Raw genomic sequence first — 25,163 nt, 5'->3', positions numbered from 1 at the left:
AGTTAAACTTTAAGATTCTAGATAATTAGACCAGCTTCTGTAAATTTTTCTTGGGCGAAATCGCCCACACCTCCCGTCCCCAGCACTCCCTCACCAGAAATATATCTAACAATATCAAGACCATAAAGAAAATGTCTGTTTTGGCATTGTCCTTGCTTTATCAGTGACAAGAAGGATGTGGATTCCCGTATGGTCCACTTCATTGACACAAATAGAGCGACGAAAATTCGTCCAATAGCAAGGAGAAAAAAATGCAACCTGACCCTTTTGGAAACCTAAGAGAATGGGGACCAGTTCTGGAACAAATTTATCAATTAGCAGACGAAGGCAACTTGAGTGAATGTCAATCAGGTTTGACACGGATACTTCGTTACCGTGACAATTGGAGGCTTCGCGAGGAAACACTGCTTAGAATCGGTAAGATCAAAACTCCTGACGATGCGATGGTTCGCCAAGTGTTAAAAATTATCGATGATGAAAAACTCTACTATGACGTGAGAATTCTTGGTTGTCAAACCATGGCGGAATTAATGAAGAATAGCTCCGCAAGGTTCAATGCTGCAACAGAGACGGATATATTAAACAAGGTGGAAGTTTTGTCTTCTACCACGCAGCCCCCTATTTTCGAGGAAGCGCTGAATAAACTATACTCCGTAGCACGAGAAAAATTTCGTATCGTTTAATACTGTTCCTTGATTGACCAGGTTTATGGAAAGTGCAAAGGACCGATAACAAACAAAATCTCAAAAGGTAAATAATACTTTTGCAGTGAGGTAAATAATGTTGATTGTAATCCCCCGAGAAATTCTGCCTGAAGAAAAACGGGTGGCAGCAACTCCGGAAACCGTTAAAAAATATATTGGCCTGGGTTTCACGGTTGCGGTCGAAGCCGGAGCCGGTGAAGGTGTTTATATCTCTGATGAAGACTACAAAGATGCCGGGGCAACTATTGGCGCTGATGTCGAAAAAATGCTGGGAGAAGCGGATATAGTCCTGAAGGTTAAACAACCCATCTTCAACGAGGAAAAAAAGAAGCACGAAGTGGAAATGCTGCGTAACGGCAGTATACTGATCACCTTCCTCCATCCTGCCGCCCCAGGCTGTCATCAGATGGTAAGAGACCTGCAAAGCAAAAACATCACCTCTTTGACCATGGATGGTATCCCACGAATTTCTCGTGCTCAAAGAATGGACGCGCTGTCATCGATGAGTGCTCTCACCGGGTATAAATCAGTAATCCTGGCCGCCAACCAAATGCCAAAGTTCATTCCAATGATCGGTACAGCCATCGGTACAATCAAGCCTGCAAATTTTCTGATCATCGGTATCGGCGTGGTTGGCCTCCAGGCAATCGCCACTGCCAAACGCCTTGGTGGCGTTGTTAAGACATTAGATATTCGTAAAAATGCCTCCGTTGAGGGAGACAGCCTTGGTGGCAAGATCATCGAATTTGATATTCCTCAGGAATTGACAACCGGTCCAGGCGGCTATGCAAAATCACTCGATGAAGAATGGCTGAAAAAAGAGCGCACTCTTATTACAGAGCACCTGAAAGATACCGACGTGGTTGTCCTCAGTGCACTGGTACCGGGCGAAGTGGCGCCGATGGTTATTACCGATGAAATGCTTGCTGTGATGAAGCCCGGTTCGATCATCATCGATGTATCCATCGACCAGGGTGGTAACTGCGAAATGACTGAGCCTGGAGTCTGGGCTGAAAGACACGGAGTACACATTTGCGGTATCCAGAATATCCCCGGCCGAATGGCAGTTCACGCCAGCTGGCTATATGCTAACAATCTCTTCTACTATGTAGAGAACCTATTCAAAAATGGTCAGGGCAGAATGGATTTCGAAGACGAGATCGTCAAGAGTTCACTCGTTACTCATGATTCAAAAATCGTTCATGAGGGTACCTTGAAAGCGATGAAATAGTAGATCTTCACCTCCTAAATATAAGAAGATGGGCAGCAAAGCCAGCCTTGCCGGGTCCCCCCGGACGGCTGGCTGTATCTACTGCCACCCTCACCCAATGTTTTCCAATCCGGAGCGAGTACCATGTTTAATCTGATCCTGATGGTCGTTGTGTTTTTTGGTTCTTTTGCCATCGGCTACCTGCTGATTTCACGGGTGCCACCCTTACTGCACACGCCATTGATGTCCATGACCAATGCTATCTCTGCCATTACGATCCTGGCGGCACTCATCCTGTTCTCCCTGCCAACAACACCTGTTGAAAAAATTTTTGGCTCCATTGCTATTATCACCGCGACCTTTAATGTGGTCGGCGGTTTTGTAATCACTGACAAGATGCTGAAGCTCTTCAAGGGCAAGAAGAAAAAAGCCTGAAGAAATAATTGAGGAACCTACTGAAATGAATCTGTTCATTGACTTTACTGTAATCGCTATTCTCATCGCCGGCATCTGGCAGTTTCGTTTTCCACACACTGCAAAAAATGGAAACCTGACAGCTGCCTTTGCCCTTTTTCTGGCCTTTGTCCTCATACTGTATCGTAACGGCATTGTGGATGTTGGCACCGTTGTCATATCGCTCGTAGTTGGTTCACTGGCTGGTTATGCCCTCGCCAGGGTCGTCACTATGATCCAGGTCCCGGCCATGGTCGCTTTTCAACACGGATGTGGTGGTGTCGCCGCCTTTCTGGTTGCCCTGGTAGAGTTAAGCCGGACAAGCCATGGCTTAAGTCTGGTAAGTGAAATCTCTGGAGTCCTTGGCCTTGCCATTGGCTCACTGACGTTTAGCGGCAGTATGATCGCTAGTGCCAAGCTTGCCAACAAGATGCGACAGGCTCCCCAGTTTCTTGACAATCACAATCTTTACGTGATCATCAACCTTGTTGCCATCGTTGTGGTTGGTGCACTCTCACTTGTGGTAGCACATGGCTTTGCTCTTTTTCTGTTTACTGTCGAGATTCTTCTGGGCACCTGCTTGGGTACACTTGTGGCGATGCGTATCGGTGGTGCTGATATGCCCGTGCTCATTTCATCACTGAATGCTACAGCTGGTGTGGCTGCGGCACTGTGTGGCATGATCATTGAAAACCAACTACTGATTGCCTTTGGCGCAACCGTTGCTGCATCCGGTTCGATTCTCACCTATGTCATGTGTAAAGCCATGAACCGCAAACTTGGCAAGGTAATTTTCCCAGATTATAAACCGAAAAAAGCTGGGCTACAGATTCCCGTAATAGATACTGTGGCCCCTGAACAACAACCTGTACCAGCTGCTGCACTTGCAGGGGAAAACGACCAAGCCGCTGCTACATGTGTCTTAACAGATGCTAAAAGAATCATTATTGTGCCCGGTTACGGCATGGCACTCGCCAAAGCCCAAACCGAGGTTGCAACCCTAGCAGATGAACTGATTGCCATGGGTAAAGATGTAAAATATGCCATTCACCCCGTAGCCGGCCGCATGCCCGGTCACATGAACGTGTTACTGGCCGAGGCGGGGGTTGATTATGACATGCTCGTGGAGATGGAAGCTATTAATCAAGAGTTTGAGGTCACTGATCTGGTGCTGGTCGTCGGTGCCTGCGATGTTGTCAATCCGTCAGCGGTTGAGGTTGAAGGAACACCGATATCAGGCATGCCTATTCTCATGGCGTACAAGGCTAAAAATGTTATCTGCTGCAACTTTGACCGTAACCCCGGATACTCGGGCGTGGAGAACTCGCTCTATGAGCAGGACAATACTGTGCTGCTTGAGGGGGATGCGAAAAAGTCAATCCAAGAGCTTCAAAAATTGCTTATTTCGAAAACAAAACCACAGAAAAATACACCTTCCACTGATATGGCTGCGGCTGATGCCTTTTCGGAATCAGCTGAAGCTCTAGCGGCGGCAAAAAGCGTGGTCGTCATTCCCGGCTATGGTATGGCCCTGGCTAAGGCCCAGTTCAAACTGGTGGAGATGGTTTCCCTGCTCGAACAGCGCGGTGTAAGTGTCAAGTACGCCATTCACCCAGTGGCCGGTCGGATGCCCGGACACATGAACGTGCTGCTGGCCGAAGCAGATGTTGAATACGAAAACCTACTTGAGATGGACGATGTTAATCCGATGTTTAGAGAAACCGATGTTGCAATAGTTGTCGGGGCCTGTGATGTCGTAAATCCTGCAGCCATTGAAAGTGAAGGAACCCCCATTTCCGGTATGCCGATCCTGCTACCCCAGGATGCCAAACATATTATTATCTGCAACTTCGATACGAATCCTGGTTACTCTGGTGTCCCTAATCCACTGTATAACACCAGTAAGACAATACTACTTACTGGTGATGCCAGGGAAACCATAAACAATCTGTATGCAGTATTGCAAAATATTGATGTTTGATTTTACCAAAAACATAACAGCAGTGAACGTTAGTATTGTCAGTTCCTAAATAAACAGCCGCATAAAATATATTATGAAATCAGAAGTGGTCCTAAAAGCGGGACCACTTCTTTTCCCTAATAGCCGACCTCAAATGTCTTGCTGTAATTCCCACCTCCACGTAAAGTACCTTTTTTTTAGATTCCAACTTCGGTTGTGTCACTATTAACATTCTTCTTCAACATCACACACAACAATGCCACGTTCACTCGCCATACTTTTGATGATTTTCGTCACCCTTCTCTGGAGCATAGCCGGAGTAGTGACCCGCCATCTCGACTCAGCCGCAAGCTTTGAGGTTACCTTCTGGCGTAGCCTTTTTACTGCAATACCGATTGGTATTGCGCTGACTATTCTCCGTGGACGTGAACTTTGGGTTACTCTGCACAGGCAACCCAAAGCGATCTGGATTTCCGGTATTTGCTGGTCTGTGATGTTCACTGCTTTTATGGTGGCAATTACAATCACCACTGTGGCGAATGTTTTGATCGTTATGTCACTTTGCCCTTTGATCACCGCTCTTTTTAGCCGGTTATTTCTCAGTCATCGCTTGCCCTGGACAACCTGGCTGGCAATTGCTACAGCCGGGTTTGGTATTGTTTGGATGTTTGCAGGTGATAATGCGTCAGTCACTTTGCTTGGTACTTTGGTGGCACTTGCCGTGCCATTTGCTTACGCCATTAACTTCACTACCATGCAATATGTTGGCAGCAGCGGAAAACCTGAGGTAGGTGTAGATGATAGACCGGATATGCTGCAGGCTGTTTTGCTTGGGGCGATAATCTCCGTTCTTGTTACCTTACCCCTTGCCTTTCCATTTCAGGCAACAGGTCACGACCTCGTGCTGCTCTCTATGCTTGGTGTTTTTCAGTTGGCATTACCGTGCCTACTTCTAGTCAGACTTACCCGCGAGCTTACTGCTCCTGAGATTTCTCTGCTCGCATTGCTTGAGCTTGTATTCGGAGTAACATGGGCATGGTTATGGGCTGGTGAGCACCTTACTGCCAATACACTAACAGGTGGGTTTCTCGTATTAAACGCTTTGGTGTTGAATGAACTGGCGCGAATCGTTCGGTCGAAAAGAGCGGTACATCAGTTGAAAAAGGAAAGGATCGGATAGTTCATGACAAAGCTCAACTCAGATAAAGGCCTTGACTGCAAAGGATAAAAACGAGGAAAACACGAATAAAATTTGCCTTACTGTGCTGTCTCTCGCAGATCAAATTGTGAATATTATATTGCGGGAATATTTATAGTTGGGGCAATCCCTTCTTTTTTGTAAATCTGGTTCACTACACGGTGAACATCACCTAAACATCATTTTCCTGATGGGTTTTTAGTTGCACAATCACAGGCTCCTGCCTTTTTCTCCGCCTTAATGCGTTCTTCAATGATGGATTTATTATTTTTAAGAATATCTATTTTAATGTCTGACTTAGTGTAGTTAAAACAATAACAGATGAGGTCTTTCGACATGCTAATGCACCTTTCGAATAATTGATATTGTGATAGCTGCGTGATCCTAAGAATTTAGCATATGCAGGTGAATGTTGCTATTTATGTATTGCCTCAGAACCATTGTTGCAACTGTTCGATGAATCATTTTTATTGGAATATAACTCGATCTTGACATCAAAACCGAGCCTGGTGGCGAAAGATGTTAGCCGGGCACCATTTTCATGGTTAATTTTTTCCAGTATAAAAGATAAATGTTTGCAAACAATTACAGTTGCAGAATGGAAACCTGTCGGCAATACATGCTGTTATTATGTGGAAGGACTATTAATTGATTATACGAAACGAAGAACCATCAGACATTGATACTATCGCCGAAGTCACAAAGGCAGCTTTTAAGGATTATTCTTACAGTCAACAAACTGAGCATTTGACCATTCATGATCTTCGAGTCGCTGGCGCATTGACCATATCTCTTGTGAGTGAGATTGGTGGGCAGGTAGTTGGGCACATTGCTTTATCACCAGTTACGATTTCCGACGGAACAACCAATTGGTATGGCCTTGGTCCGGTATCTGTACTGCCGGAATATCAAGGACACCGAATAGGCACAGCATTAGTTAATAGTGGGTTAGCCCTGCTGAAGTCCAGTAACAGTAATGGCATTGTGCTCTTGGGATTACCGACATATTTCAATAGGTTTGGTTTTTGGAGCTACCCACAGCTAATCCATGAGGGAACACCACAAGAAGTCTTTGTGGCAAAGTCGCTTGTTGAGAGGGTACCAAATGGGACAGTTGAGTTCCATCAGGCATTCAAACAGCTATCAATAATTGAAAAAGATGCAATTGCCGATGTTATTATCGACTATGCAATTGCTGGAATAAAGGTTGATCTTGCCGACCCGGTGATTGGAAGTCTCATCCAGAAGGAAATTTTGACTGAAATGCCAGATGGCAAGGTCATGATGCGACCTTCAGTATTAGCAGAATATGACTCATACTTTGCTCAGGTTAGTCAATTTAGGGCTACAGAAATGAGCCGTGTACATAAAAATCCGATATTAGCAGCCGTTACGTATGGAAATGGATGACTATCCACCAGAAAGAAAACGGTGTCATAAAAAGAGTTGACCACAGTGTAGAATCTTCAACTGTTAGAAGGTCAAAAGATACTCCATTCCTGGATAAGATCGTGCCCAATGCCAAGATGCATTCGTTCTATCTTTATTCCTCGTACGTTATTAAACCGGCGGGGAAATAGATACACAAAATTCATGCTGCAACATCTGCATCAATACGACCCACTTGCAAAAATGTTTCTTGAAAACGTTGCCATCAAAAACATTCAGGATCTATCCCTTACCGATTGGTGCCTTTGGCACTATTTTATACTTCATTGTAATTCCCGTGCTTATAATATTGTGAAGGCTGTTATTCTCACCATTTCAGAGGAAAGCTATGAGGTGGCTTATAACCAAGGCGTTATTGCTTTTCATGGTGACACTGTCAAGCGGCTGCACCACTCAGCCTAGCACACTGTTTCCTCCCTCAAAAGATGAGCAAACTACGTCAATATTTCTGGTAAACCACGGCTGGCACGCAGGGATAGTTATAAAACGTATCGATATCCGCCAAGCAGAATGGCCAAGGCTCCATGCATTCGCTCATATGGATTACCTGGAAATTGGCTGGGGAGATAAAGACTATTACACATCTCTAGACCCTGGGCCGGGACTTGCCGCCAAGGCCCTGCTATTGCCCACATCAAGTGTATTACACCTGGTCGGTTTTCGCGGACCACCAGAGAGCTATTTCCCATACAGCGAGATCATCCGGATAGAACTTTCCATTCCAGGATTCGAGCAAATGGTTCACCATATCTCAAAAAGTTTCTCGCGTGACGAGTCCGGCACTGCAATCCCTTTGAGCCCGGGAAATTACGGTTACAGTTGGTTCTATGCATCTGAGGAAACATATCACCTTTGCAAGACATGTAATACTTGGTCAGCAACTATCCTCCAGACTGCAGGTTGCCCAATCACCCATGCTTTTACGGTGAACAGCCTAATGTCCCAGGCACGCCGCTTCGGAAAGGTAATACTGGAAAAATCAGAACCGCAGTAAAGGCAATAGACAAATCACAATCAACTCCTGTCACGGTAATGAGATATCCGTGGTAAGAATGATACCAATAAGAGGACTACTCATTAGGCCAAGTAACACTAACTGCGAGGATGCGTTTACTCGTCAGGGGCAAAATATTGAGGCTATCAGGAACACGATTGATCATGTTTTTTTCTCTCAGACATAGGCTTGCCAAAAATAATCTTTTCTTTATGCCCCTCTTTCCGGGAGTCAACCCTTTGAGAAATCCCTCCTGAAATTGTGGCGCCAGTTGCTGATGTTGGACATAACCCAACTCACTCATCAAGCCAGCCCTTCTTTTCTACTTCTGTTTGGGCTGGTTGTCCTTAAAAATAGACTGCATCATTTCCACCGGGAAAGGGAAAACAATAGTGTTTGTCTTCTCTTTAGTTGAAATATCACTTAATGTCTGCAGATAGCGAAGCTGCAGTGCCTGTGGGTTTTGGGAAATAACTTCAGCGGCTGCAAGCAGTTTCTCCGAAGCCTGATACTCCCCCTCTGCATGGATGACTTTCGCACGCCTTTCCCGTTCCGCCTCTGCCTGTTTTGCAATGGCTCTGATCATTGAATCATTGAGGTCTATGTGTTTAATTTCGACATTTATCACCTTAATTCCCCAGGCATCAGCCCGTTTGTCTATTATCTCCTGGATGTTTTCGTTCAATTTTTCTCGTTCAGAGAGCATCTCGTCCAGATCATGCTGACCGAGTACCGATCGCAATGTTGTCTGAGCCAGCTGATTTATGGCTACCAGGAAATGTTCCACCTGAATGATAGCTTTTTCCGGGTCTACTACCCTGAAGTAGAGGACCGCATTTACCCTTACGGTTACATTGTCTTTTGAAATAACATCCTGTGGCGGGACATCCATGGTGATAACACGAAGATCTACACGAAAGGCTTTCTGTATACCAGGGACAACAATTCTAAGGCCCGGCTTTTTTACAGTCTGGAAGCGGCCTAGAAAAAGGACTACGAGCCTTTCGTATTCATTTACTATTTTAAACGAAAGTGCAAGCAAGCCGATAATGAGTGCTACTGGTACGATGTACTCCATGTATGTATAAATTAGCATATCCATGTCACCTCTCCTTTCTTAGGCTTTCCACCGTCAATTCCAGTCCATTTTGAGAAGTAATTCGTACCTTCTCCCCTTTTCTTATTATGTCAGAGCTTTTGGCCAGCCATGATTCTCCGAGAATCCAGATTCTGCCTTCTCCGTCAAAATCTTCCGCGGCTTCGCCTGTCATCCCAATAAGTGCCTCTTGGCCGGTCCTGATCTTTGTGTTTCTGATTGTAAGTATACGAGCCACCAGCAAAAGGATGAGAGCTGCCGAGACAGCTGTTGTGCTGATTATCAGAGGGATGGAAATCCTTAAACTTTCATCATCTATCAAGATGAGCGAGCCAACGGCAAAGGCCACAATGCCGCCGATTCCCAGAGATCCGAAACTTGGGATAAAGGCCTCACTGATCAAAAAGGTAATGCCGAGGATAATAAGAGCCAGCCCGCTGTAATTGATCGGTAAAATCTGAAAGGCATAAAGGGCTAGTAGCAGAGATATGCCCCCGGCAACACCCGGCAGGAATACGCCGGGATTGGCAAGTTCGTAAATGAGACCATAGAACCCGAAGAGCAGGAGGAAGTAGGCTACATTTGGATCGCTGATGACGCTCAGGAGTCTGTATCGCCAGGTGGGCTCTATCCTGGTGATAGTCATGTTCCTGGAGGAGATGGTATGGGTCTTGGAATCGAGTAGTATTTGCTGACCATCCAGCTGCTGGAGGAGGTCAGGCATGTCGGTCGCCAAAAAATTAATAACCTTCAATTCAAGTGCTTCTTCGGCGGACAGGCTGACAGCTTCTCGTACAGCTCTCACAGCCCAGTCGGGGTTGCGTCCATGTCGCTCCGCAAGGGCCTTTATATAGGCTGAGGCGTCGTTAATCACTTTGCGTTTCAGGGTGGACGCATCATCGGTTGCCAGCTCATCGTTTTCTTTCTTGCCCTCTTCTTCTGCTGGCTTCCGCGAACCGGGAAGCCCGCCGATACTAATGGGGGTGGCGGCACCGAGATTTGTGGCCGGTGACATTGCCGCAACATGACTGGCGTATAAAATATAGGTCCCGGCACTGGCTGCTCTGGCTCCTTCCGGTGCAACGTAGGTGACAACCGGAACTGGAGAAGCAAGAATCATCTGAATGATATCCCGCATTGAACTGTCAAGCCCCCCCGGAGTGTCCATTTGCAAAATCACAAGATCAGCATTACCAGCGACTGCTTCTTCCATTCCCTCTCTTATGTAATCACTTACCGCAGGACTGATAGCACCCTGTATCTCGAGTACCACAGCCTGAGAGGAATCATTTGCCAGTGATAAAGGAGTAAAGATTAAGGAGAGGGTGAGAGTGGCAATGAAGAAGAATACAATACATGCAGGAAGAAACCGTGCAGATCTGTTGGATATTTCGAGGATATAGCCAGACATCTGATACCTCCAACGATATTTGCAGAATTCACCAGTATAAACCAGCCAGATCCGTGCAAAGACAAGTGAGGATACTATACATATGTACTGAACCATTTCGTCAGACGAACACTTTACTTAGATAATAACCACTGTAACCTGTTGTGTCATTTATACAGTAGAGGGGGCAGAGAAAGGCCACCCATTAAAGAAAAAATGTATTTCCCTTCGGCTTTGTGCAGAGCATACCAAGGATACTTCCGGAGCATTAATTCTACTCTATGCTCAGGAAGTATCTTCTAATTGGTACCCCCTTCCCTCCTCTTGTTACCATGGGGAGAAAGCCCTACCAACTGACCCTAAAGAGTTTAAGTTAGAAGCCCTACGTATACTGGAGGAGTCAGACCGTCCCACTAGTAAAATTGCCATGCAAATTGGCATACAGCAAAATTATCTCTACAAATGGAAAGAGCAAATGGCCAAAAAGACACTCGTTCATCGGGGTTATCACGGCTCAATCGAAGTGAATACCGACAATTTTACCCTTTCAGGAAGTATTTTATTCATAGAATCAGATTTTAAGTACGAAGGAGAAACCTTCGAAAAGCTTGAAAATAATTTTATAATCCACGTTGAAAAACATATTGCAAACTGTGACGAAAAAGGAGTTCCTGTTCCATTCGAAGAAAAGTAAGTAATGACCTATGCTCAGCACCCCATTGAGTGGTGAACGCTTGACGAGAGAGAAGAGTCAACACCGGACTTGCCCTCTTGATTGGTGGAATCTTAGGGAATATTGGAATTTTTTAGTAACGGGAAAACTATAATTATGATGTAATCACTTTCATTCCAGGCTAGGAGTGGCAACCTCAATCCACGGATATTCAGCTTTATCTACGTGCTTGCAGTTATCAGAAGATTGTTTTTACCTCTTCAAGTACAAAAGAGCTGCTCGTGGCATTTACCTCACTCATTTTATTAATTTTCTGAACAATCTGCGAGTAAGCTTGCATATCAGATGCCACTATCTCAAGCATTACATCCACGTCCCCTGAAAGAGCAAAGACGCTCACCACTCCTTCAAGGGTGGAGAGTTTTTCTGCCAGCCCATCCCAGCCAATGTCTGAATGTCGGCTGACCCCGCAAAAGGCACGGACAGAAAGACCAAGTTTATGGCGGTCAGTAAGTGCCCTATAACCAACGATAACTCCTTCTTTTTCCAATCGGGAAATACGTCTTGAGCAGGAAGAGTGCGATAGACCAACCTGTTGGGCAACTTCCTGGTTTGTAAAGCGTCCGTTAATCTGTAGGACAGCTACGATCTTTTTGTCGAAATCATCCATTGCTGCTCCCTGCAAAAAATTTTCATCTACATACGTCATTATGGGGTTTGCTGCATAAAGTGTACATTATGACTGATTTCATGCAAGCATTTTGACTATATATCGGAATTGAGCAAAGTGTTTGCTCTGATGAAGGCTGTGTCGTACTATTAATGAAGATATGCAGAAACGCACTGTCAATACCACCTGACCTGATTCTACTAAATAAACGTTAGGGAAAGAGAAGGTGAAAAATTCTGGTTATCTGTCTTGTGATCAACCTTAACAGCAGGAGCAAACTATGACTGTTCAATGCGTCACGCAGTTTACATGGCTGGAATCGGAGAATGTAGTATCTGTTGAGCGGGGTAAAAATGAAGCAGTTAAAGTGATCCGAGACGAACAAGGCTCAATTGATTATCGTTATTATGCCAAAAGAGCCCGAGCTTTACGATCAGAGTCACAGTGTACGTTTTTCAATAAGCTGTTCAAACGTGATTGAGCGGTGTCTCATTAACTGCTGTGTTTGAGTCATAGAGGTTTATTGGATATCTCTTACTTGTGCGGGCAACCATGAACACGCGTAAAATGGGTACCCATGGGTATTTACAGCTATGCATCACTATCACCACTTTTCAAAATAAGCTGTAACGGTTTGAAACCATAAATATATTGCCAGTGCAGACTCAACCCGACCAGAACAGCCACATGAAATAATTGATGTGGGCCCAGGACTCCTTGAATAATTACAGGTTGTTGCATAAACTCTAAAACAGCACCTGCCGTATATGCCAGACCACCCCAAATAAGCAGACTGATGAACTTCAGATCTCTTTGATACCAGAGCAGTCCTGCAGTTACAGCTCCACTCCATCCTAAACTTAAGAACACCACGAGTCCAAGCCAGTCCAGAAATGAGGTGAAGAAGATATTTTTTAAAATGATAGATTCTGTTGCCGTGTGCAATCTCAAGTTAAGTTAGGTGCTAAACCGCTCTGCCTGGTGCCGATTGCTCCGACGAGCGTTTATGAAAGGGCCCATTCTCACAACCGGCCCAGAGCGACGCTCCTTTAGGGTAAAAACTTGACTTATAAGGTAGTAATAGAGGAAAATATAGTCAGGTAACAAACTATTTTAACACCAAATACAGGGTTGTTACGTATACTCAGGAATTATCTTGGACTGAATATTTACAGGAACAGTGTAAACTTGCAGAATTGCTTAAATGGGTAACATTGCCAATAGTAGCCTCTGCCATTGTGATATCGTGCGCCCCTGTAACCTCTCATGGAAAAGGTTTGGTTTCAAATTTCTTTATTTTTAAGCGTGGAAGAGGATGTAACCTTCCGAACATATTGAATATATTTAACTTGTGGATTGGCAAGAAAACAGTATCTTCGATGTGGCAATACTATCCCACGTTGCAATTTAGGCAGGACACTCCTCAAATATGCTGATTAAGTGGTTCTACATTCAACGGGAAGTCCTCGTTAGCTCTCCATGATAGTAATGTCCTGAAAGCATGCTTATGTTTCATATAGCAACGCGGATCTCCGAATCGATCGGTGTTGCTCTTTCCTATGATTATCATATGGGAGAGAATTTATTAGGAGGTGTGCTATGGCAGAGCTACTGTGTTCAGGAAAAAAAATTATGCTCGACAAAGACGGTTTCATGATAAATTTTGAGGCTTGGGATGATTCAGTTGCTGAGGTAATAGCAAAACGAGAAGGAGTTGAGCATTTAAGTAAAAAACAGAAAGAAATTATTGAATATCTACGATCTTATTACCGTAAACATGAAAATTTTCCGATTTTAGGCAGTGTTTGCAAGAACATCAAACAACGAGGAAAGTGCGTTGACCTGCAATTTACCAACCCCGAAAAAGCATGGAAGATAGCAGGATTACCTAAGATCGATGGAGTTCACTTTGTATCTCACGATGGCGGTAATCATTTCATTATGGAAGATTATTGCTAGTTTAAAAGGTACAGAAAAAGCCGTAAAGATTCCTTGAGCTTTTTTAGCCAAGTTATCAATCTATAGCTGAAAACCAATCTCTCATGCCTGAGACTGGATGAGAGATTGGTAATGCCAAACCTTTATAGAGTTAATTGCAGATTGGATAAGATGTTTCCTGAGAGGGTAGTAACTCCTACTTTTCTGAAACTGCAATAAAATGGAGCAACTGTTGACTTTACCTTACCAAAGATCAGATAATTTCGGCAACTGGTCTAGGAGGTTAACATTGCCAAGCCGAAGGTAACAATTCTGTATTTTTACTCCAACTTGAGGTTATTCCTTTAAATTTAAAGTTGGAGATAATTCCTGAAAATCATTTCCCTGTGATGGTCCGGAAGTATCTCTTGGATGAGTCAAGCATAGAACTGACCCTGTCCTGGCGATTCCTGCAGCATTGATCTGTTAGCCGTGACCAGCTCGGCAAACCTGTTTCCAGCTATTCAGTTGTTCTGCAAAGTCAAGATGAACAGCTATAGTGCGACACGCCACCAACATTAAAAAACGCCCTGGGTCTTAGCCGATAGTATTTATCTTCTACATCCTGTGATTGCTCTTCATATGGGGCGCTAAGTACTTCTTGCAGCTCTCTAATTAAGGCGTAGTCACCCAGTATGGCTTTTTGGTAGGCGGGGACAATCAACCACTCTCGCCATGCGTATTTGGGGTTAGTCTGTTTCATACTTGCTGATATCTCAGCCAAATTGCGATCTTTAATGACGAGATCGCGCCAGTCTTTTAGCCAAGCTTGCCATTGCTCATCGAGTTGTTGTGAAGTTTTTACGTAGAAGCTCTTTTTCAATGAAGAAACATCCTCCGGTATGTGGGATAGTTCTCTGAAAAAAATGGTGTAATCCACATCTGAGGCGGTCATTAACTGCATTAACGTATTAAATAGCTTCGGGTTATATTCAGGCAGACCAAGCTTGGCCGTCCACATTTTTCGCATTTCTTTTTGCATTGATTCGGCAAAGCCATGGCGCACTTGGTCGATATATTCTAAAGCTTCAGGCTCTCCTGCAAGCAGTATTCTCAGAGCTTTCCAAAACATATGGTAATTCGCTTCCGCGGCTATTGGCTGATTGAAGAATGAAAAGTGTTCGCCGCCGCCAGTCCAAGGTTGAAACCCAGGGTCAAAAATTTCACAGAATCCAAATGGTCCATAGTCTAGGGTAAAGCCACCAGCGGCGCAGTTGTCACTATTGAAATTACCCTGGCAATAACCAACACGCTGCCAATTGGCCACCAATGAAGTAAGGCGCTGGCGAAACAGCATGGCCAGCTCAATCAGTTGATCGGCAAAAGCAAGGTCTTGATCTATTTCGCTTTTGTATTCTCGGTCAATTAAATGCGACACAATCATACGCAACTCTTCTGATGCTTTTGGGTGGGCATTTATGCAAGCGCGACGAGCAAATAACTCTAGCTGACCAACACGCAGAAAGGATGGTGCAACTCGAGTTGAAACAGCCACAGGATTGTCCACCATAATATCAGGATCGGTGGCATGAGAGTCTTGAGAGTACCAAGGCCTGGTAACGGTTTCAGATTTAGAAACATACAGCGTTAATGAGCGCGATGTTGGAACACCTGAAGAGTGCATATATTCTTGCGCTAGAAACTCACGCACACTTGAACGTAGTACTGCACGACCGTCGGCACCACGGCAATAAGGCGTCGAGCCACCACCTTTCAATTGCATTTCCCAGCGCTTACCATTGAGTACTCCTTCAAATACTGATATCGCCCGGCCATCGCCATAACCATTACCAGTGCCAAATGGACACTGTTGGGTATATTCGGTGCCATAAATCGACAATGCATAGCCAGTCGCCCAGCCAACCTGACGCATAGGCTCATGCACGGCAGAGAGATCACCAGAGAATACCTGACGAAATTTTGCATCAAGCGCCAGCTCATCGCTCAACCCAAGTTCATTAAAAAAAGTGCTGCTATGGGTTACATATTCCGGTTCTGCAAGCGGCGTGGGTGCCACAGGTACATAATGACCAGAAAAAACCTGACGAGCATGGCGATCATCACCATCACCAGTGGCATCAGGATCGGCATTCAAGGTATTCAACAGAGAATAATCGGCCAATTGCACAAACTCATCGAAAGTCGTTAAGCACGGCCCAGCAGATGGTTTAGATATATATGACATTGCTATAAACACCTCACGTATAAGAACGCATTTTTTGTTTTCTCAAAAGGATCCGTGAAACATACTCTTTGAAACAATAATCACTCTCATGAATATTGGGTGTAGCAACCTCAACATACAGATTTTAATGGATTATCTTCGGCTCGAGCTAAAAAAAAATCGGGGACACAATTAATTTGAATCCAAGATACTTCCTGAACATTGCGAAAAATTGATGCTCAGGAATTATCTTGGATCTGGGCATGACTAAAAACATCGCTACAACAACTCTCCTAATGCACTATATTGTCGTGGAATATTGCAGGTTGCCTAACAATCCTCCCTTACCTTGACAAGTCATTTTCTATATTGGATTTCAGGTTCGTATATATATTAGACCTATCAACTTTAGCCAATCCCTGTCTTTTTCCAAGTTACCAGTGGCAATCACCAACAAGGTGGAAGCTGAAAATGACAAACAGGAAAGGTAAAATGCGGCATGATGAAGGTGGATCCTGCCATTCAAATCATGCCGCATTTTGTTCTATAATCTTGAACCGACAGATCCCTAACCACTGGACAAGTTAGCTCAGGACGAAATGCCCCCAAATTTTCTTCACAATCCCGGCCAGGAGTAGTGCGTCGCGTCAATTGGGCGTGGGTCCATCAGAAAACCCCTTTTATTCTCCTTTTATGATGTGTATGTTCGGATGTTACTAAAGTCGACACTCCTGGCTGAAGTATCCTACATCTTAGGGCGCCCGTAAAACGTGATTGAGAATGGGTTGAGGACCTTTGACGGGTCTGGACCGCGCATTGAGCCTGGGTTGATATAGTTCCGTTGTATAATCTTGACCGTATCTCCACGGGGAACCATCGTTCTGGACACCTCCTGGCACCACGGATACAATCCGCTACAATCCCTTGCAAAATAGTAAACGTAAAAGTTTTTGTAGGTGGATGGGATTGCCAGTGCATCCTTGAACTTTACCGCGCTCCCTTGGAGGACAACATCGTCACGATTCAGGACACCGACTAGCTCCGGGAACCAATTAACTGAGATACTCGTGTATGTGGCGTTCCCCGTTTCTGTCCCTAGAGTCCCTACCACTGCGATGACCTCGTCGTCGTCGAGATAGAATACATCGCCACTAATCTGGTAGTCGGCATCTTGACTGTCTCCGAGACAATTCATCGGGCCTCGAGGCAGTGTGATACCTTCTATCGGATCAGGGGGGCCGTCGCTTCCCAAGCAGTGCTGGCCGATGAGGTCGACCCAATGAGATAGGCTCCTGAACTCCACTGGAACGACGCTCTGATCACCCCAGTATTCCTTGACCGCTGCCACAAGGTTCGAAAGATCGGTCTCTAGCGCGTGCTCGTCAAAGTTTGCCTCCTTTGGTTCGTATTCTGGGATTTCGAATGGTTTGTTCGCAGTGGTGTCATTGGGGTCACGGACTCGAAGAATAGTAAGCGGAAGCTGCTCGCGCCACTGTTCACCTAGTACGATATCGTTCGGCATTGAGTAGCGAATATAGGTGATGAAATCGTCCGCTTCAGCCCCATATCCTAAAATGGCCAAACTAGGGGAGACAGGTTCCGTGAAAACCTGTCTAATATCGCCCCCCTCCAGGGCCGCGAGCTTGTCAGTCATCGCCTCTGCCATTTCTTGGTCCGGCGTGATGACGAAAAAACGCTGTTGTCCCCAACTCTCTTTGCTCTGCTCCTCAATGAGGACGTTGTTAATGCTGTTGCCGATGCTTGCAACAAACATCATTCGATCGGGATTCGGCGAGGCACTGAATATGATACGTCGAAGATCAGCCAATGCGGGGGAGCTGCTCAACAGTTGATAAACCGGATCAGATGTATTGAGGGTATCTATCCCTGTGAAGACATTCGTCTGCATCCCAAAGTAGCGCGCCGGCGGGGGAAGCTCGACCAGAACCACTAGGGCTTCTCGTTCACCGAGGCGGTAGTTGGGGGTCATGTTGCGTTGCCCAGCGGCGAGTACATGATGCATGCTTTGATCGACGAATTCGTCTTTCCAGTGAGGCACAAAGGCCATCACATACGGCGCGGTTGGGTTGTTACCGTAACAGAACCCAAGCGTCTGTAGAGGATATTTGCAGTCTTCTGCCGACCACAAAGACCAATATCCCCGCATCAGCTCGTACCCGCTCGCTTCGAGAGCGTTGCTGAAATCCTGGACCTTCAGCTCCAAAGACAGCGGGAGCCGATTGGCGTTGCTTAGCGGATCTGTGGCCGCACAAACGCCGCTGGTAAAGGCGCCGAGCAAAAGAAGAACATAGGTTACGTAAATTTTTATTGGACTCATGTCAGCCTCCTTGCTTCATCAAAAAAAGTGATGACGACGGTTCTTCAATTTGACCTCTGCACTCTATTATAAAGAAACATAATATCGCACATCCCTAATTATTTTTTGACCATAGCCCCTCCCTTGTTCTAAGTGCCCCCCATGTTCTCTTGCTGTTAGAAATCCTATGGCACTCAACACATTACAGCTTCCCCTTACAAAAATAGCCGGGTTGCCTATCAAAAAGGCAACCCGGCTATCTTTCTTGACCCGTGGTTTTCCGACCCTGGCTTGCGGCAGGTTTGGCTTTATCTTATTTTCTCAATACATGCATAAATTATATGTTAGGAGAACACATCCTGTCAATACGACATTGTTGGCATATGGGTGGAGTACCCGAAAGGAGTCCATTGGAAGTTTTAACTGGTCGAGGAAAGCTGCAAGTTGACATTCTTACAGCCCCTCTGACGGTGCCACACCGTTCCTGCAACTATAAACTCTGCTGAAAAGTTGCTCCATTCCCGGCCAGCGGAATTACTGATACTACTTTCGAATCAATCATCCGGATCAAGCTGACGTCGGTCTTTCCTATGGTAAAGATTGTCCTGAACATCGAAAAAATGGATGCTCAGGAATTATCTCTTACGTGTCCCCCCCCTGAGCTGATGGATTCTTTTAGAGCAATTTACTTTCTCGGCGACCATCTAAAGTAAAACAATTCACAATCACCGTGGCAGCCAAATTCATGAAACTTCTTCAATCCAGACCCAATTGCAATAACAAACAACAGGCACCAACTGCACAACTGCAAGCATCTAAATGCCACACTATTATTACATGAACGTCATCTATTGTTTGGTACATATTTAATAATTGATGAATAACAAAGGTTCAGATGTAGTCGATATACGTTGAATTTGGACGAAGAAAAATTTGTATCTCATCAGCCACAACATCTCGTTTTCACGACCCCTTGTTTCTCTAGGCCTATTTTGATATTCTTTTACGTGGAGTCTATTCGTGAATGACCTTTCGAATACGTTTCTGGTGCCTATACAGAAACGGCCTTTTTACCTTAACTTTTCGTCGTTCGATTAAGTATATCCTCAGAGGTAAATCCAGACTCTGATAGCAAATATATGTCTGTTGCAGAATTAGCGGTGAGTGTCCCGATTTAGAAGGAAAAATTTCATTTCTGAAGGAGTATTAACTACAAATACTCCAAGCCGTTTTTTGGTAATACTTTTCAAGTCTATAATGATTCTTTATTGTCTGCAGAATTCTCACAAGAACAGTTTGTCCTAAGCGGTTCGCTTCACGAGGGGGAATATCATGGCAAAAAACATCTTTGTTGCGGGTCTGGATGAGTTTCATCTGCGGCAGCTCACGTCATTACGGCATTCCGAGAGATATCAGTTCCACCCACTTATGTCTTATGAAGAAATTAAATGTGGCGAAACCCTTCCGATTCGTGAGTTCCTCGAATTTGCTCATCAGGCACTGATATCTTTTGAAGGAAAAGTAGATGCCGTCGTTGGTTTCTGGGATTTTCCGGTAAGTACGGTGTTGCCTATCATCAGAAAGGATGTAGGTCTTGAAGGACCGACCCTTGAATCAGTGTTGAAATGTGAGCACAAATACTGGAGCCGCCTACTGCAGGCACAGGTTGTTCCAGAGCATATTCCCCGATTCGCCAAGATCGATCCATTTGATGATAATGTGATTGAACAGTGTGACCTACCCTATCCTTTCTGGCTCAAGCCAGTAAAATCAGTTCTTTCTCACTTAGGTTTTCTCATCGAAAATCGTGATGCGTTCAAAGCCAGCCTTGCTGTAATACGTGAGAATATCGAGCGCTATGCAGATCCATTTAATGTTATCCTCAACAGAGCCGATCTCCCTCCTGAAATCAGAGAAGTTGACGGATACCACTGTATAGCCGAAGGGATAATATCAAAAGGGCGTCAATGTACCCTTGAAGGATATGTCTATGCTGGTGAAGTTCATGTCTATGGCACAATCGATTCCATCCGCGGGGGACGGTTGCAGACCAGTTTTACACGTTATCAATATCCCTCGACTTTACCTCAGCACGTTATTGATCGTATGACAGAAGCAACGCAAAAGACGCTGATTTGTACCGGTTATGATAATGCTCCATTCAATATTGAGTTTTACTGGGATGAGGAGGCAGACACTATATCCCTGCTCGAAATTAATACCCGCATATCAAAGTCACACTGCCCTCTGTTTAAGATGGTGGATGGGGAATATCACCACGCCGTCATGATAGATATTGCCCTGGGAAGAAGACCGGATTTCCCATTTAAAATGGGGCCCTTTGAGGTAGCCGCTAAATTCATGCTGCGCCGTTATGAGGATGGGTACGTAAAAAGTGTACCGAATCAGGAGGCCATTGCCAAGGTGAAACAGACCTTTCCGGGTACGGAGGTAGTGATCAGTGTCAGGGAGGATATGCACTTGTCTGACCTCCGCGATCAGGACAGCTACAGCTATGAAATCGCAGACATCTTTATGGGAGCAGCAAGTGAGAATGAATTATTGCTCAATTACCAGATTGCCTTGTCCATGCTTCCATTTAACATTGAATGCATAGAGAGTAGCGAATGAAAATAGTTAGGGAGTTTGCACATAAGGTAGTACAGCAGGAGAATGTCTGGATTCCGATGCCGGATGGTGTGCGGCTGGCAGCTCGACTGTGGTTGCCAGAAAGTGCGATTTTCGAACCTGTGCCGGTTATTTTTGAATATATCCCGTATCGGAAAAGAGATTCCATGCGCAGTCGCGACACTCAGATATACACCTATTTTGCTGGGCACGGGTATGCAGGAATACGTGTCGATCTGCGGGGGAGCGGTGATTCCGAAGGGGTTTTGTTAGATGAATATCTCCAGCAGGAACTTGATGACGGTATTGCTGTACTCCAGTGGCTTGAACTGCAACCCTGGTGTAATGGAAAAGTCGGTATCATGGGGATATCCTGGGGAGGCTTTAACGGTTTACAGCTGGCAGCAATGCAGCCACCGCAACTGGGAGCTATCATTACGGCGTCCTCAACGGATGACCGCTTTGCTGATGACGTGCACCATATGGGTGGTTGTCTGTTGGGGGATAATCTCTCCTGGGCATCCACTATGTTCGGCTATAATTCCTGCCCACCTGACCCCCAAATAGTCGGTAAAAAATGGAAGGAAATGTGGTTTGCACGATTGCGAGAAAGCGGTTTGTGGCTTGAAAAATGGCTTCGACACCAACGACGGGACGATTATTGGAAACACGGTTCTGTTTGCGAAGATTTTGATGCTATACAGTGCCCTGTAATGGCAGTTAGCGGTTGGGCGGATGGGTATTCAAACGCTGTTTTTCGCTTGCTAGCCGGTCTTAATGTTCCCCGCAAGGGGCTGATAGGCCCCTGGGGACATAAGTATCCGCATTTGGGCAAACCGGGGCCAGCCATTGGCTTTTTGCAGGAAGCTGTGCGCTGGTGGGATACCTGGTTGAAAGATATCGACACAGGGGTGATGGATGAGCCCATGTTTCGTGTCTGGATGCAGGATAGTGTTCCACCGACAACGAGATATGACAGTCGTCCTGGACGCTGGGTTACTGAACTATCATGGCCCTCTGAGCGGATCCGGCAGAAAGAATATTTACTAGGCGAAGGCCGGCTGCTCATACAACCCGGTGAGGAGACAGGAACTGAATGCTGCCGACTGCAATCTCCCTTAGGCCTTGGGCTCTTTGCCGGCAAGTGGTGCTCATATTCTTCAGCACCCGATATGCCGTACGATCAGCGGTTGGAAGATGGTGGTGCAAGATTTTACGACAGTATGCCCCTAACCGAACCACTGGAGATTTTTGGGGCACCTGAAGTTGAATTGGAAATAGATGCAGATAAGCCAGTTGCGATGCTGGCCGTAAGGCTCTCTGACATCGGGCTGGATAACAAAGCTACTCGATTCACATACGGTTTACTGAATTTGACCCATCGTGACAGTCATGAACATCCCGAACCGCTCGTGCCCGGAAAAAGGTATACAGTCAAAATAAAACTGAATTATGTTGCTCAGGTTATACCTGCAGGCAACCGTATACGGGTTGCTATATCGACATCGTATTGGCCCATGGCCTGGCCTGCCCCCGAATCCACCGCGGTTATGCTGTATACCGGTAAGAGCCGTCTGTTGTTGCCGGTGCGTGATCCGCATGTCAACGACGGACCTTTAAGAAAATTCGAACATGCTGAGGCAGCACCGCCAGTCAGGGTGAACATTGTTCGTCCTGAGTATCATAACTGGCAGGTTACCCGTGATCTTGCTGCGGATATATCCCGACTGGAAGTGATAAGTGACGCTGGATGCCAATATATTAAGGAGATAGATCTCACCATTAGTCGCCTGGCAAAAGAGTGGTACACCTATCAGGGAGACGATTTTGATTCTGTAAAAGGTGAAACACTTTGGGAGCGGGAGTTCAGCAGGGGAAACTGGTCGGTGCGTACAGTCACCCGTACAGTCCTGACATCTTCAAGCAGTGACTTTTTTCTTCGGGCAGAACTCGATGCGTATGAAGGCGATAAGAGAATATATTCCCAGAACTGGGATTATACGATCCAACGAGATTTAGTGTAGCCTACCGGATATCACAGCATCTCATATAAACCTTCATATTTGCCAGGAGGCTTGAAGAAAATATCAACATTTCCGAACAGGAGTGGTAGATGAAAGCAATGATTCACAATATCTTTCAGCACATACCAGACAACCCAGAGAGTACAAAACACTATCTCTTTTATCTTCATGGTCTTATCGTCGAAGAGGCCGGAATCCGTCCTCAGAGTGAAGAACACGGATTTTATGAATACCAACTCATCCTTGAAGAGTTGGCCCGGGAAGGTTTTATTGTGATAAGTGAGGCACGAGAAAAAGGGACTCAAATTAAGCCATATGCCGAGAAGGTTGCATCCCAGGTTAAAAAGCTCTTGGCAAACAAGGTATTACCGGAGAACATCACCATACTTGGTGCTTCAAAAGGTGGTATTATTAGTGCTTACGTCTCCACTATGCTGCAGGAAAGAAAGATAAACTACGTCTTTCTGGCCGGCCTGTTCGAAAAATGTTTAACAGATGAAAACTTGAAGTTGTATGGGAATGTTCTCTCGATCCACGATCGGTCCGATAAACTGTCAATTACTCCTCCATTATACTTTCAGCGATCTGAAGGCCTTGGAGAATTTGAAGAAATCGTCCTCAGTCTTGATGTCGGGCACGGCTTGATTTACAGGCCTTATAGGGAATGGATCGACCCAATGCTGAAATGGAGCAAGAAAAAATAGCCTGAGACATGTATTCTTGGTCATCATCAACAGTTCCACAGGTGAATACATCTATACTGGAGCTTAGCTTTGGCATAGGCCAAAAGAACTCCTCGAGATGAGACTACAGGTTAGAAGTTCATCCTGAATATATAGAAAAGATAACTCCCAAGCATCGTTAGACATTGAGGGAAGTGCGGCTTCACGACAGACGGGGAAAGGTAACGAGTGATTTGTCGGATTTTTTCACAGATAACGATGGAGCCCACGACCGGATTTGAACCGGTGACCTCATCCTTACCAAGGATGCGCTCTACCAACTGAGCTACGTGGGCACCAAAAGACTTTATCCTGACAGCATTGATATGGTGGAGGGGGGAGGATTCGAACCTCCGAAGGCGTTGCCGACAGATTTACAGTCTGTTCCCTTTGGCCACTCGGGAACCCCTCCTTCATGTGAATAGCTGATCAAAAAGAGGGCATTATCTACTCTTTTTCATTTACCTTGTAAAGCTTTTAGCTTTCAAAAAATAAAAAAGAGACAGATTCCGTTATCTGCCCCTTTCTTGTTCCGGCTAATGGAGGTCGGGCAGGAAGGCGTATCTCTGAGCTTGTGATTGTCAGGAACCACCTTCAGCATGATCAAAGCAAAACACGCCCCCGCTCACTCATAACATATAGAATAACAACATATTAAAGCATTTTCAGAAAAGGATATCTATAGTTGGTCGCAAAATATAGAACAATAGAAATTTTCTCTATTTGATATTGTAATAACAGTTATCTGAACCACGTTAGCTACTCCTGTAATTCTATTTTTTGCTTATCTCACCACAGTCCTACTGAGTGGTATTGCAATGGTCTTTTGGGGTGTCTATTTTGTTTTTAGTAGTTGGGGAAAAACACTGAAATACGCTTGAATTGAATCTATATTAAGACAATGAGGAGAGCCACTAACAGTTACGTTCATCGGGTACTGTGTGAGTACTATCCGGCTAATTATATTGACCATTTTTACAAATGTGAATTTATAATTTTAGGAGGTCTACCATGTATAGAGACTCAATGTTTCGTTATTCTATTCTTTTCCTCGCAGGAGTTGGTTTAGTCACAAGCGTAGTATCCTGTACTCAAACGACATCAACACAAGCTACCAGTGATTATCACCCAGAAGCCACGCTTGAAAATATGATGGACGGAACATGTCGTCAACTACCATCTGGTTTAATTTGGCAGGTAGACAAGAGTGATAAATTCTCAACCTGGAAAGAAGCCAATATGTACGCAGAATCACTCAGCCTTGGAGGCTTCAATGATTGGCGTTTACCTACTCGGGAAGAATGCCTTAGTCTTACTGATTTAGTTCAAATGCATAAAGGGGATTGTCCAATTGCTATCAGTGGAGCTCATTGGGTAAGAGAGAGTAATAAAAATAAACCTGGACATTGGGAAAGTAATGTTCTTTGTGATGGCCCCGAATTACGTTGGACTTCATCTGGTGAAGGATCTGTAAGGGCTGTTCGGCCGTAAGTGAAGGTATAAACCATTTCGATCATCATATACTTCTTGCTCT

General features: G+C 45.1%; 21 protein-coding genes, 2 tRNA genes, 1 pseudogene and 1 riboswitch. Of the genes and pseudogenes, 15 read left to right on the top strand and 9 right to left on the bottom strand.

Annotated elements, in window-relative coordinates; all coding sequences use genetic code 11:
* Positions 1–251 precede the first annotated feature (251 nt).
* The 5 genes from FCL46_RS08135 (at position 252) to FCL46_RS08115 (ending at position 5,507) form a co-directional block, all read left to right on the top strand.
* Complete coding sequence (locus FCL46_RS08135; RefSeq protein ID WP_136807225.1) at positions 252–683, top strand: hypothetical protein; 432 nt, start codon at positions 252–254, stop codon at positions 681–683.
* 97 nt (positions 684–780) lie between these two features.
* Positions 781–1,935 carry an NAD(P) transhydrogenase subunit alpha gene (locus FCL46_RS08130; RefSeq protein WP_136807223.1) on the top strand — a complete coding sequence of 385 codons (1,155 nt, stop codon included), beginning with the start codon at positions 781–783 and terminating at the stop codon, positions 1,933–1,935.
* 123 nt (positions 1,936–2,058) lie between these two features.
* Complete coding sequence (locus tag FCL46_RS08125) at positions 2,059–2,349, top strand: proton-translocating transhydrogenase family protein (protein ID WP_136807221.1); 291 nt, start codon at positions 2,059–2,061, stop codon at positions 2,347–2,349.
* A 25-nt stretch (positions 2,350–2,374) separates the two neighbouring features.
* Entirely contained in the window at positions 2,375–4,348 is a 1,974-nt protein-coding gene (locus tag FCL46_RS08120) for an NAD(P)(+) transhydrogenase (Re/Si-specific) subunit beta (protein WP_136807219.1), read from the top strand.
* A 235-nt stretch (positions 4,349–4,583) separates the two neighbouring features.
* Positions 4,584–5,507 (top strand): DMT family transporter, encoded by a 924-nt coding sequence (locus tag FCL46_RS08115; protein WP_136807217.1) that lies wholly within the window; start codon positions 4,584–4,586, stop codon positions 5,505–5,507.
* Positions 5,508–5,704: 197 nt separating this feature from the next.
* On the opposite strand, the gene FCL46_RS08110 is transcribed toward FCL46_RS08115, so the two are convergent.
* Positions 5,705–5,863: a bacterioferritin-associated ferredoxin gene (locus FCL46_RS08110; RefSeq protein WP_136807215.1), complete on the bottom strand. Its 159-nt coding sequence runs from the start codon at positions 5,861–5,863 to the stop codon at positions 5,705–5,707.
* A 310-nt stretch (positions 5,864–6,173) separates the two neighbouring features.
* On the opposite strand from FCL46_RS08110, the gene FCL46_RS08105 reads away from it, so the two are divergent.
* Positions 6,174–6,935, top strand: coding sequence for a GNAT family N-acetyltransferase (locus FCL46_RS08105; RefSeq protein ID WP_136807213.1), 762 nt, complete (start codon positions 6,174–6,176; stop codon positions 6,933–6,935).
* Positions 6,936–7,302: 367 nt separating this feature from the next.
* Positions 7,303–7,968: a DUF2459 domain-containing protein gene (locus FCL46_RS08100; RefSeq protein WP_136807211.1), complete on the top strand. Its 666-nt coding sequence runs from the start codon at positions 7,303–7,305 to the stop codon at positions 7,966–7,968.
* A 322-nt stretch (positions 7,969–8,290) separates the two neighbouring features.
* On the opposite strand, the gene FCL46_RS08095 is transcribed toward FCL46_RS08100, so the two are convergent.
* Positions 8,291–9,070: a slipin family protein gene (locus tag FCL46_RS08095; protein ID WP_228723354.1), complete on the bottom strand. Its 780-nt coding sequence runs from the start codon at positions 9,068–9,070 to the stop codon at positions 8,291–8,293.
* 1 nt (position 9,071) lies between these two features.
* The gene (locus tag FCL46_RS08090) at positions 9,072–10,475 is read right to left on the bottom strand and encodes an NfeD family protein (protein ID WP_136807209.1); all 1,404 of its coding nucleotides are present in this window, start codon (positions 10,473–10,475) and stop codon (positions 9,072–9,074) included.
* Positions 10,476–10,596: 121 nt separating this feature from the next.
* Here FCL46_RS08090 and FCL46_RS28765 point away from each other — a divergent pair.
* Positions 10,597–10,881 (top strand): annotated as a pseudogene (locus FCL46_RS28765) (hypothetical protein); the annotation flags it as partial.
* A 48-nt stretch (positions 10,882–10,929) separates the two neighbouring features.
* Positions 10,930–11,148: a hypothetical protein gene (locus FCL46_RS28435; protein WP_267313719.1), complete on the top strand. Its 219-nt coding sequence runs from the start codon at positions 10,930–10,932 to the stop codon at positions 11,146–11,148.
* Positions 11,149–11,365: 217 nt separating this feature from the next.
* On the opposite strand, the gene FCL46_RS08080 is transcribed toward FCL46_RS28435, so the two are convergent.
* On the bottom strand, positions 11,366–11,836 hold the full coding sequence (locus tag FCL46_RS08080) for an Lrp/AsnC family transcriptional regulator (protein WP_136807206.1): 471 nt from the start codon (positions 11,834–11,836) through the stop codon (positions 11,366–11,368).
* 241 nt (positions 11,837–12,077) lie between these two features.
* Between FCL46_RS08080 and FCL46_RS08075 the strand changes: the two genes are divergently transcribed.
* Positions 12,078–12,278, top strand: a complete 201-nt coding sequence (locus tag FCL46_RS08075) for a hypothetical protein (RefSeq protein ID WP_136807204.1) — start codon at positions 12,078–12,080, stop codon at positions 12,276–12,278.
* 110 nt (positions 12,279–12,388) lie between these two features.
* Here FCL46_RS08075 and FCL46_RS08070 read toward each other — a convergent pair whose 3' ends face one another.
* Entirely contained in the window at positions 12,389–12,748 is a 360-nt protein-coding gene (locus FCL46_RS08070) for a hemolysin III family protein (RefSeq protein WP_136807202.1), read from the bottom strand.
* A 648-nt stretch (positions 12,749–13,396) separates the two neighbouring features.
* Between FCL46_RS08070 and FCL46_RS08065 the strand changes: the two genes are divergently transcribed.
* Positions 13,397–13,756, top strand: coding sequence for a TusE/DsrC/DsvC family sulfur relay protein (locus tag FCL46_RS08065; RefSeq protein WP_136807200.1), 360 nt, complete (start codon positions 13,397–13,399; stop codon positions 13,754–13,756).
* Positions 13,757–14,255: 499 nt separating this feature from the next.
* On the opposite strand, the gene FCL46_RS08060 is transcribed toward FCL46_RS08065, so the two are convergent.
* Entirely contained in the window at positions 14,256–15,959 is a 1,704-nt protein-coding gene (locus FCL46_RS08060; RefSeq protein WP_136807198.1) for a protein adenylyltransferase SelO, read from the bottom strand.
* Between the two features lie 724 nt (positions 15,960–16,683).
* Complete coding sequence (locus tag FCL46_RS08055; protein WP_136807197.1) at positions 16,684–18,276, bottom strand: hypothetical protein; 1,593 nt, start codon at positions 18,274–18,276, stop codon at positions 16,684–16,686.
* A 222-nt stretch (positions 18,277–18,498) separates the two neighbouring features.
* A riboswitch (cyclic di-GMP riboswitch) is annotated at positions 18,499–18,572 on the bottom strand.
* Positions 18,573–19,587: 1,015 nt separating this feature from the next.
* On the opposite strand from FCL46_RS08055, the gene FCL46_RS08050 reads away from it, so the two are divergent.
* From FCL46_RS08050 to FCL46_RS08040, 3 genes are all read left to right on the top strand, one after another.
* Complete coding sequence (locus tag FCL46_RS08050; RefSeq protein ID WP_136807195.1) at positions 19,588–20,886, top strand: ATP-grasp domain-containing protein; 1,299 nt, start codon at positions 19,588–19,590, stop codon at positions 20,884–20,886.
* The gene (locus tag FCL46_RS08045; protein WP_136807193.1) at positions 20,883–22,907 is read left to right on the top strand and encodes a CocE/NonD family hydrolase; all 2,025 of its coding nucleotides are present in this window, start codon (positions 20,883–20,885) and stop codon (positions 22,905–22,907) included. Before FCL46_RS08050 ends, FCL46_RS08045 begins: the two co-directional genes overlap by 4 nt.
* Before the next feature lie 89 nt (positions 22,908–22,996).
* Positions 22,997–23,611 carry a hypothetical protein gene (locus tag FCL46_RS08040; RefSeq protein ID WP_136807191.1) on the top strand — a complete coding sequence of 205 codons (615 nt, stop codon included), beginning with the start codon at positions 22,997–22,999 and terminating at the stop codon, positions 23,609–23,611.
* A gap of 238 nt (positions 23,612–23,849) precedes the next feature.
* Here FCL46_RS08040 and FCL46_RS08035 read toward each other — a convergent pair.
* Together FCL46_RS08035 and FCL46_RS08030 are read right to left on the bottom strand one after the other, a co-directional pair.
* Positions 23,850–23,925, bottom strand: a tRNA-Thr gene (locus FCL46_RS08035).
* A 31-nt stretch (positions 23,926–23,956) separates the two neighbouring features.
* Positions 23,957–24,041, bottom strand: a tRNA-Tyr gene (locus tag FCL46_RS08030).
* A gap of 599 nt (positions 24,042–24,640) precedes the next feature.
* Here FCL46_RS08030 and FCL46_RS08025 point away from each other — a divergent pair.
* Positions 24,641–25,120, top strand: coding sequence for an Lcl domain-containing protein (locus FCL46_RS08025; RefSeq protein WP_136807189.1), 480 nt, complete (start codon positions 24,641–24,643; stop codon positions 25,118–25,120).
* Positions 25,121–25,163: the final 43 nt, after the last annotated feature.

This window comes from Desulfosediminicola flagellatus (assembly GCF_005116655.2).
Lineage (GTDB): Bacteria > Desulfobacterota > Desulfobulbia > Desulfobulbales > Desulfocapsaceae > Desulfopila > Desulfopila flagellata.
Note: the sequence above shows the minus strand (reverse complement) of the source record. Positions and strands in the feature narration are given on the sequence as shown.

Excerpts from the sequence above, each read along its gene's own strand:
- FCL46_RS08135 (WP_136807225.1), top strand. The coding sequence starts at position 252 with ATGCAACCTGACCCTTTTGGAAACCTAAGAGAATGGGGACCAGTTCTG.
- FCL46_RS08130 (WP_136807223.1), top strand. The coding sequence starts at position 781 with ATGTTGATTGTAATCCCCCGAGAAATTCTGCCTGAAGAAAAACGGGTG.
- FCL46_RS08125 (WP_136807221.1), top strand. The coding sequence starts at position 2,059 with ATGTTTAATCTGATCCTGATGGTCGTTGTGTTTTTTGGTTCTTTTGCC.
- FCL46_RS08120 (WP_136807219.1), top strand. The coding sequence starts at position 2,375 with ATGAATCTGTTCATTGACTTTACTGTAATCGCTATTCTCATCGCCGGC.
- FCL46_RS08115 (WP_136807217.1), top strand. The coding sequence starts at position 4,584 with ATGCCACGTTCACTCGCCATACTTTTGATGATTTTCGTCACCCTTCTC.
- FCL46_RS08110 (WP_136807215.1), bottom strand. The coding sequence starts at position 5,863 with ATGTCGAAAGACCTCATCTGTTATTGTTTTAACTACACTAAGTCAGAC.
- FCL46_RS08100 (WP_136807211.1), top strand. The coding sequence starts at position 7,303 with ATGAGGTGGCTTATAACCAAGGCGTTATTGCTTTTCATGGTGACACTG.
- FCL46_RS08095 (WP_228723354.1), bottom strand. The coding sequence starts at position 9,070 with ATGGATATGCTAATTTATACATACATGGAGTACATCGTACCAGTAGCA.
- FCL46_RS08090 (WP_136807209.1), bottom strand. The coding sequence starts at position 10,475 with ATGTCTGGCTATATCCTCGAAATATCCAACAGATCTGCACGGTTTCTT.
- FCL46_RS28435 (WP_267313719.1), top strand. The coding sequence starts at position 10,930 with ATGGCCAAAAAGACACTCGTTCATCGGGGTTATCACGGCTCAATCGAA.
- FCL46_RS08080 (WP_136807206.1), bottom strand. The coding sequence starts at position 11,836 with ATGACGTATGTAGATGAAAATTTTTTGCAGGGAGCAGCAATGGATGAT.
- FCL46_RS08075 (WP_136807204.1), top strand. The coding sequence starts at position 12,078 with ATGACTGTTCAATGCGTCACGCAGTTTACATGGCTGGAATCGGAGAAT.
- FCL46_RS08065 (WP_136807200.1), top strand. The coding sequence starts at position 13,397 with ATGGCAGAGCTACTGTGTTCAGGAAAAAAAATTATGCTCGACAAAGAC.
- FCL46_RS08060 (WP_136807198.1), bottom strand. The coding sequence starts at position 15,959 with ATGTCATATATATCTAAACCATCTGCTGGGCCGTGCTTAACGACTTTC.
- FCL46_RS08055 (WP_136807197.1), bottom strand. The coding sequence starts at position 18,276 with ATGAGTCCAATAAAAATTTACGTAACCTATGTTCTTCTTTTGCTCGGC.
- FCL46_RS08050 (WP_136807195.1), top strand. The coding sequence starts at position 19,588 with ATGGCAAAAAACATCTTTGTTGCGGGTCTGGATGAGTTTCATCTGCGG.
- FCL46_RS08045 (WP_136807193.1), top strand. The coding sequence starts at position 20,883 with ATGAAAATAGTTAGGGAGTTTGCACATAAGGTAGTACAGCAGGAGAAT.
- FCL46_RS08040 (WP_136807191.1), top strand. The coding sequence starts at position 22,997 with ATGAAAGCAATGATTCACAATATCTTTCAGCACATACCAGACAACCCA.
- FCL46_RS08025 (WP_136807189.1), top strand. The coding sequence starts at position 24,641 with ATGTATAGAGACTCAATGTTTCGTTATTCTATTCTTTTCCTCGCAGGA.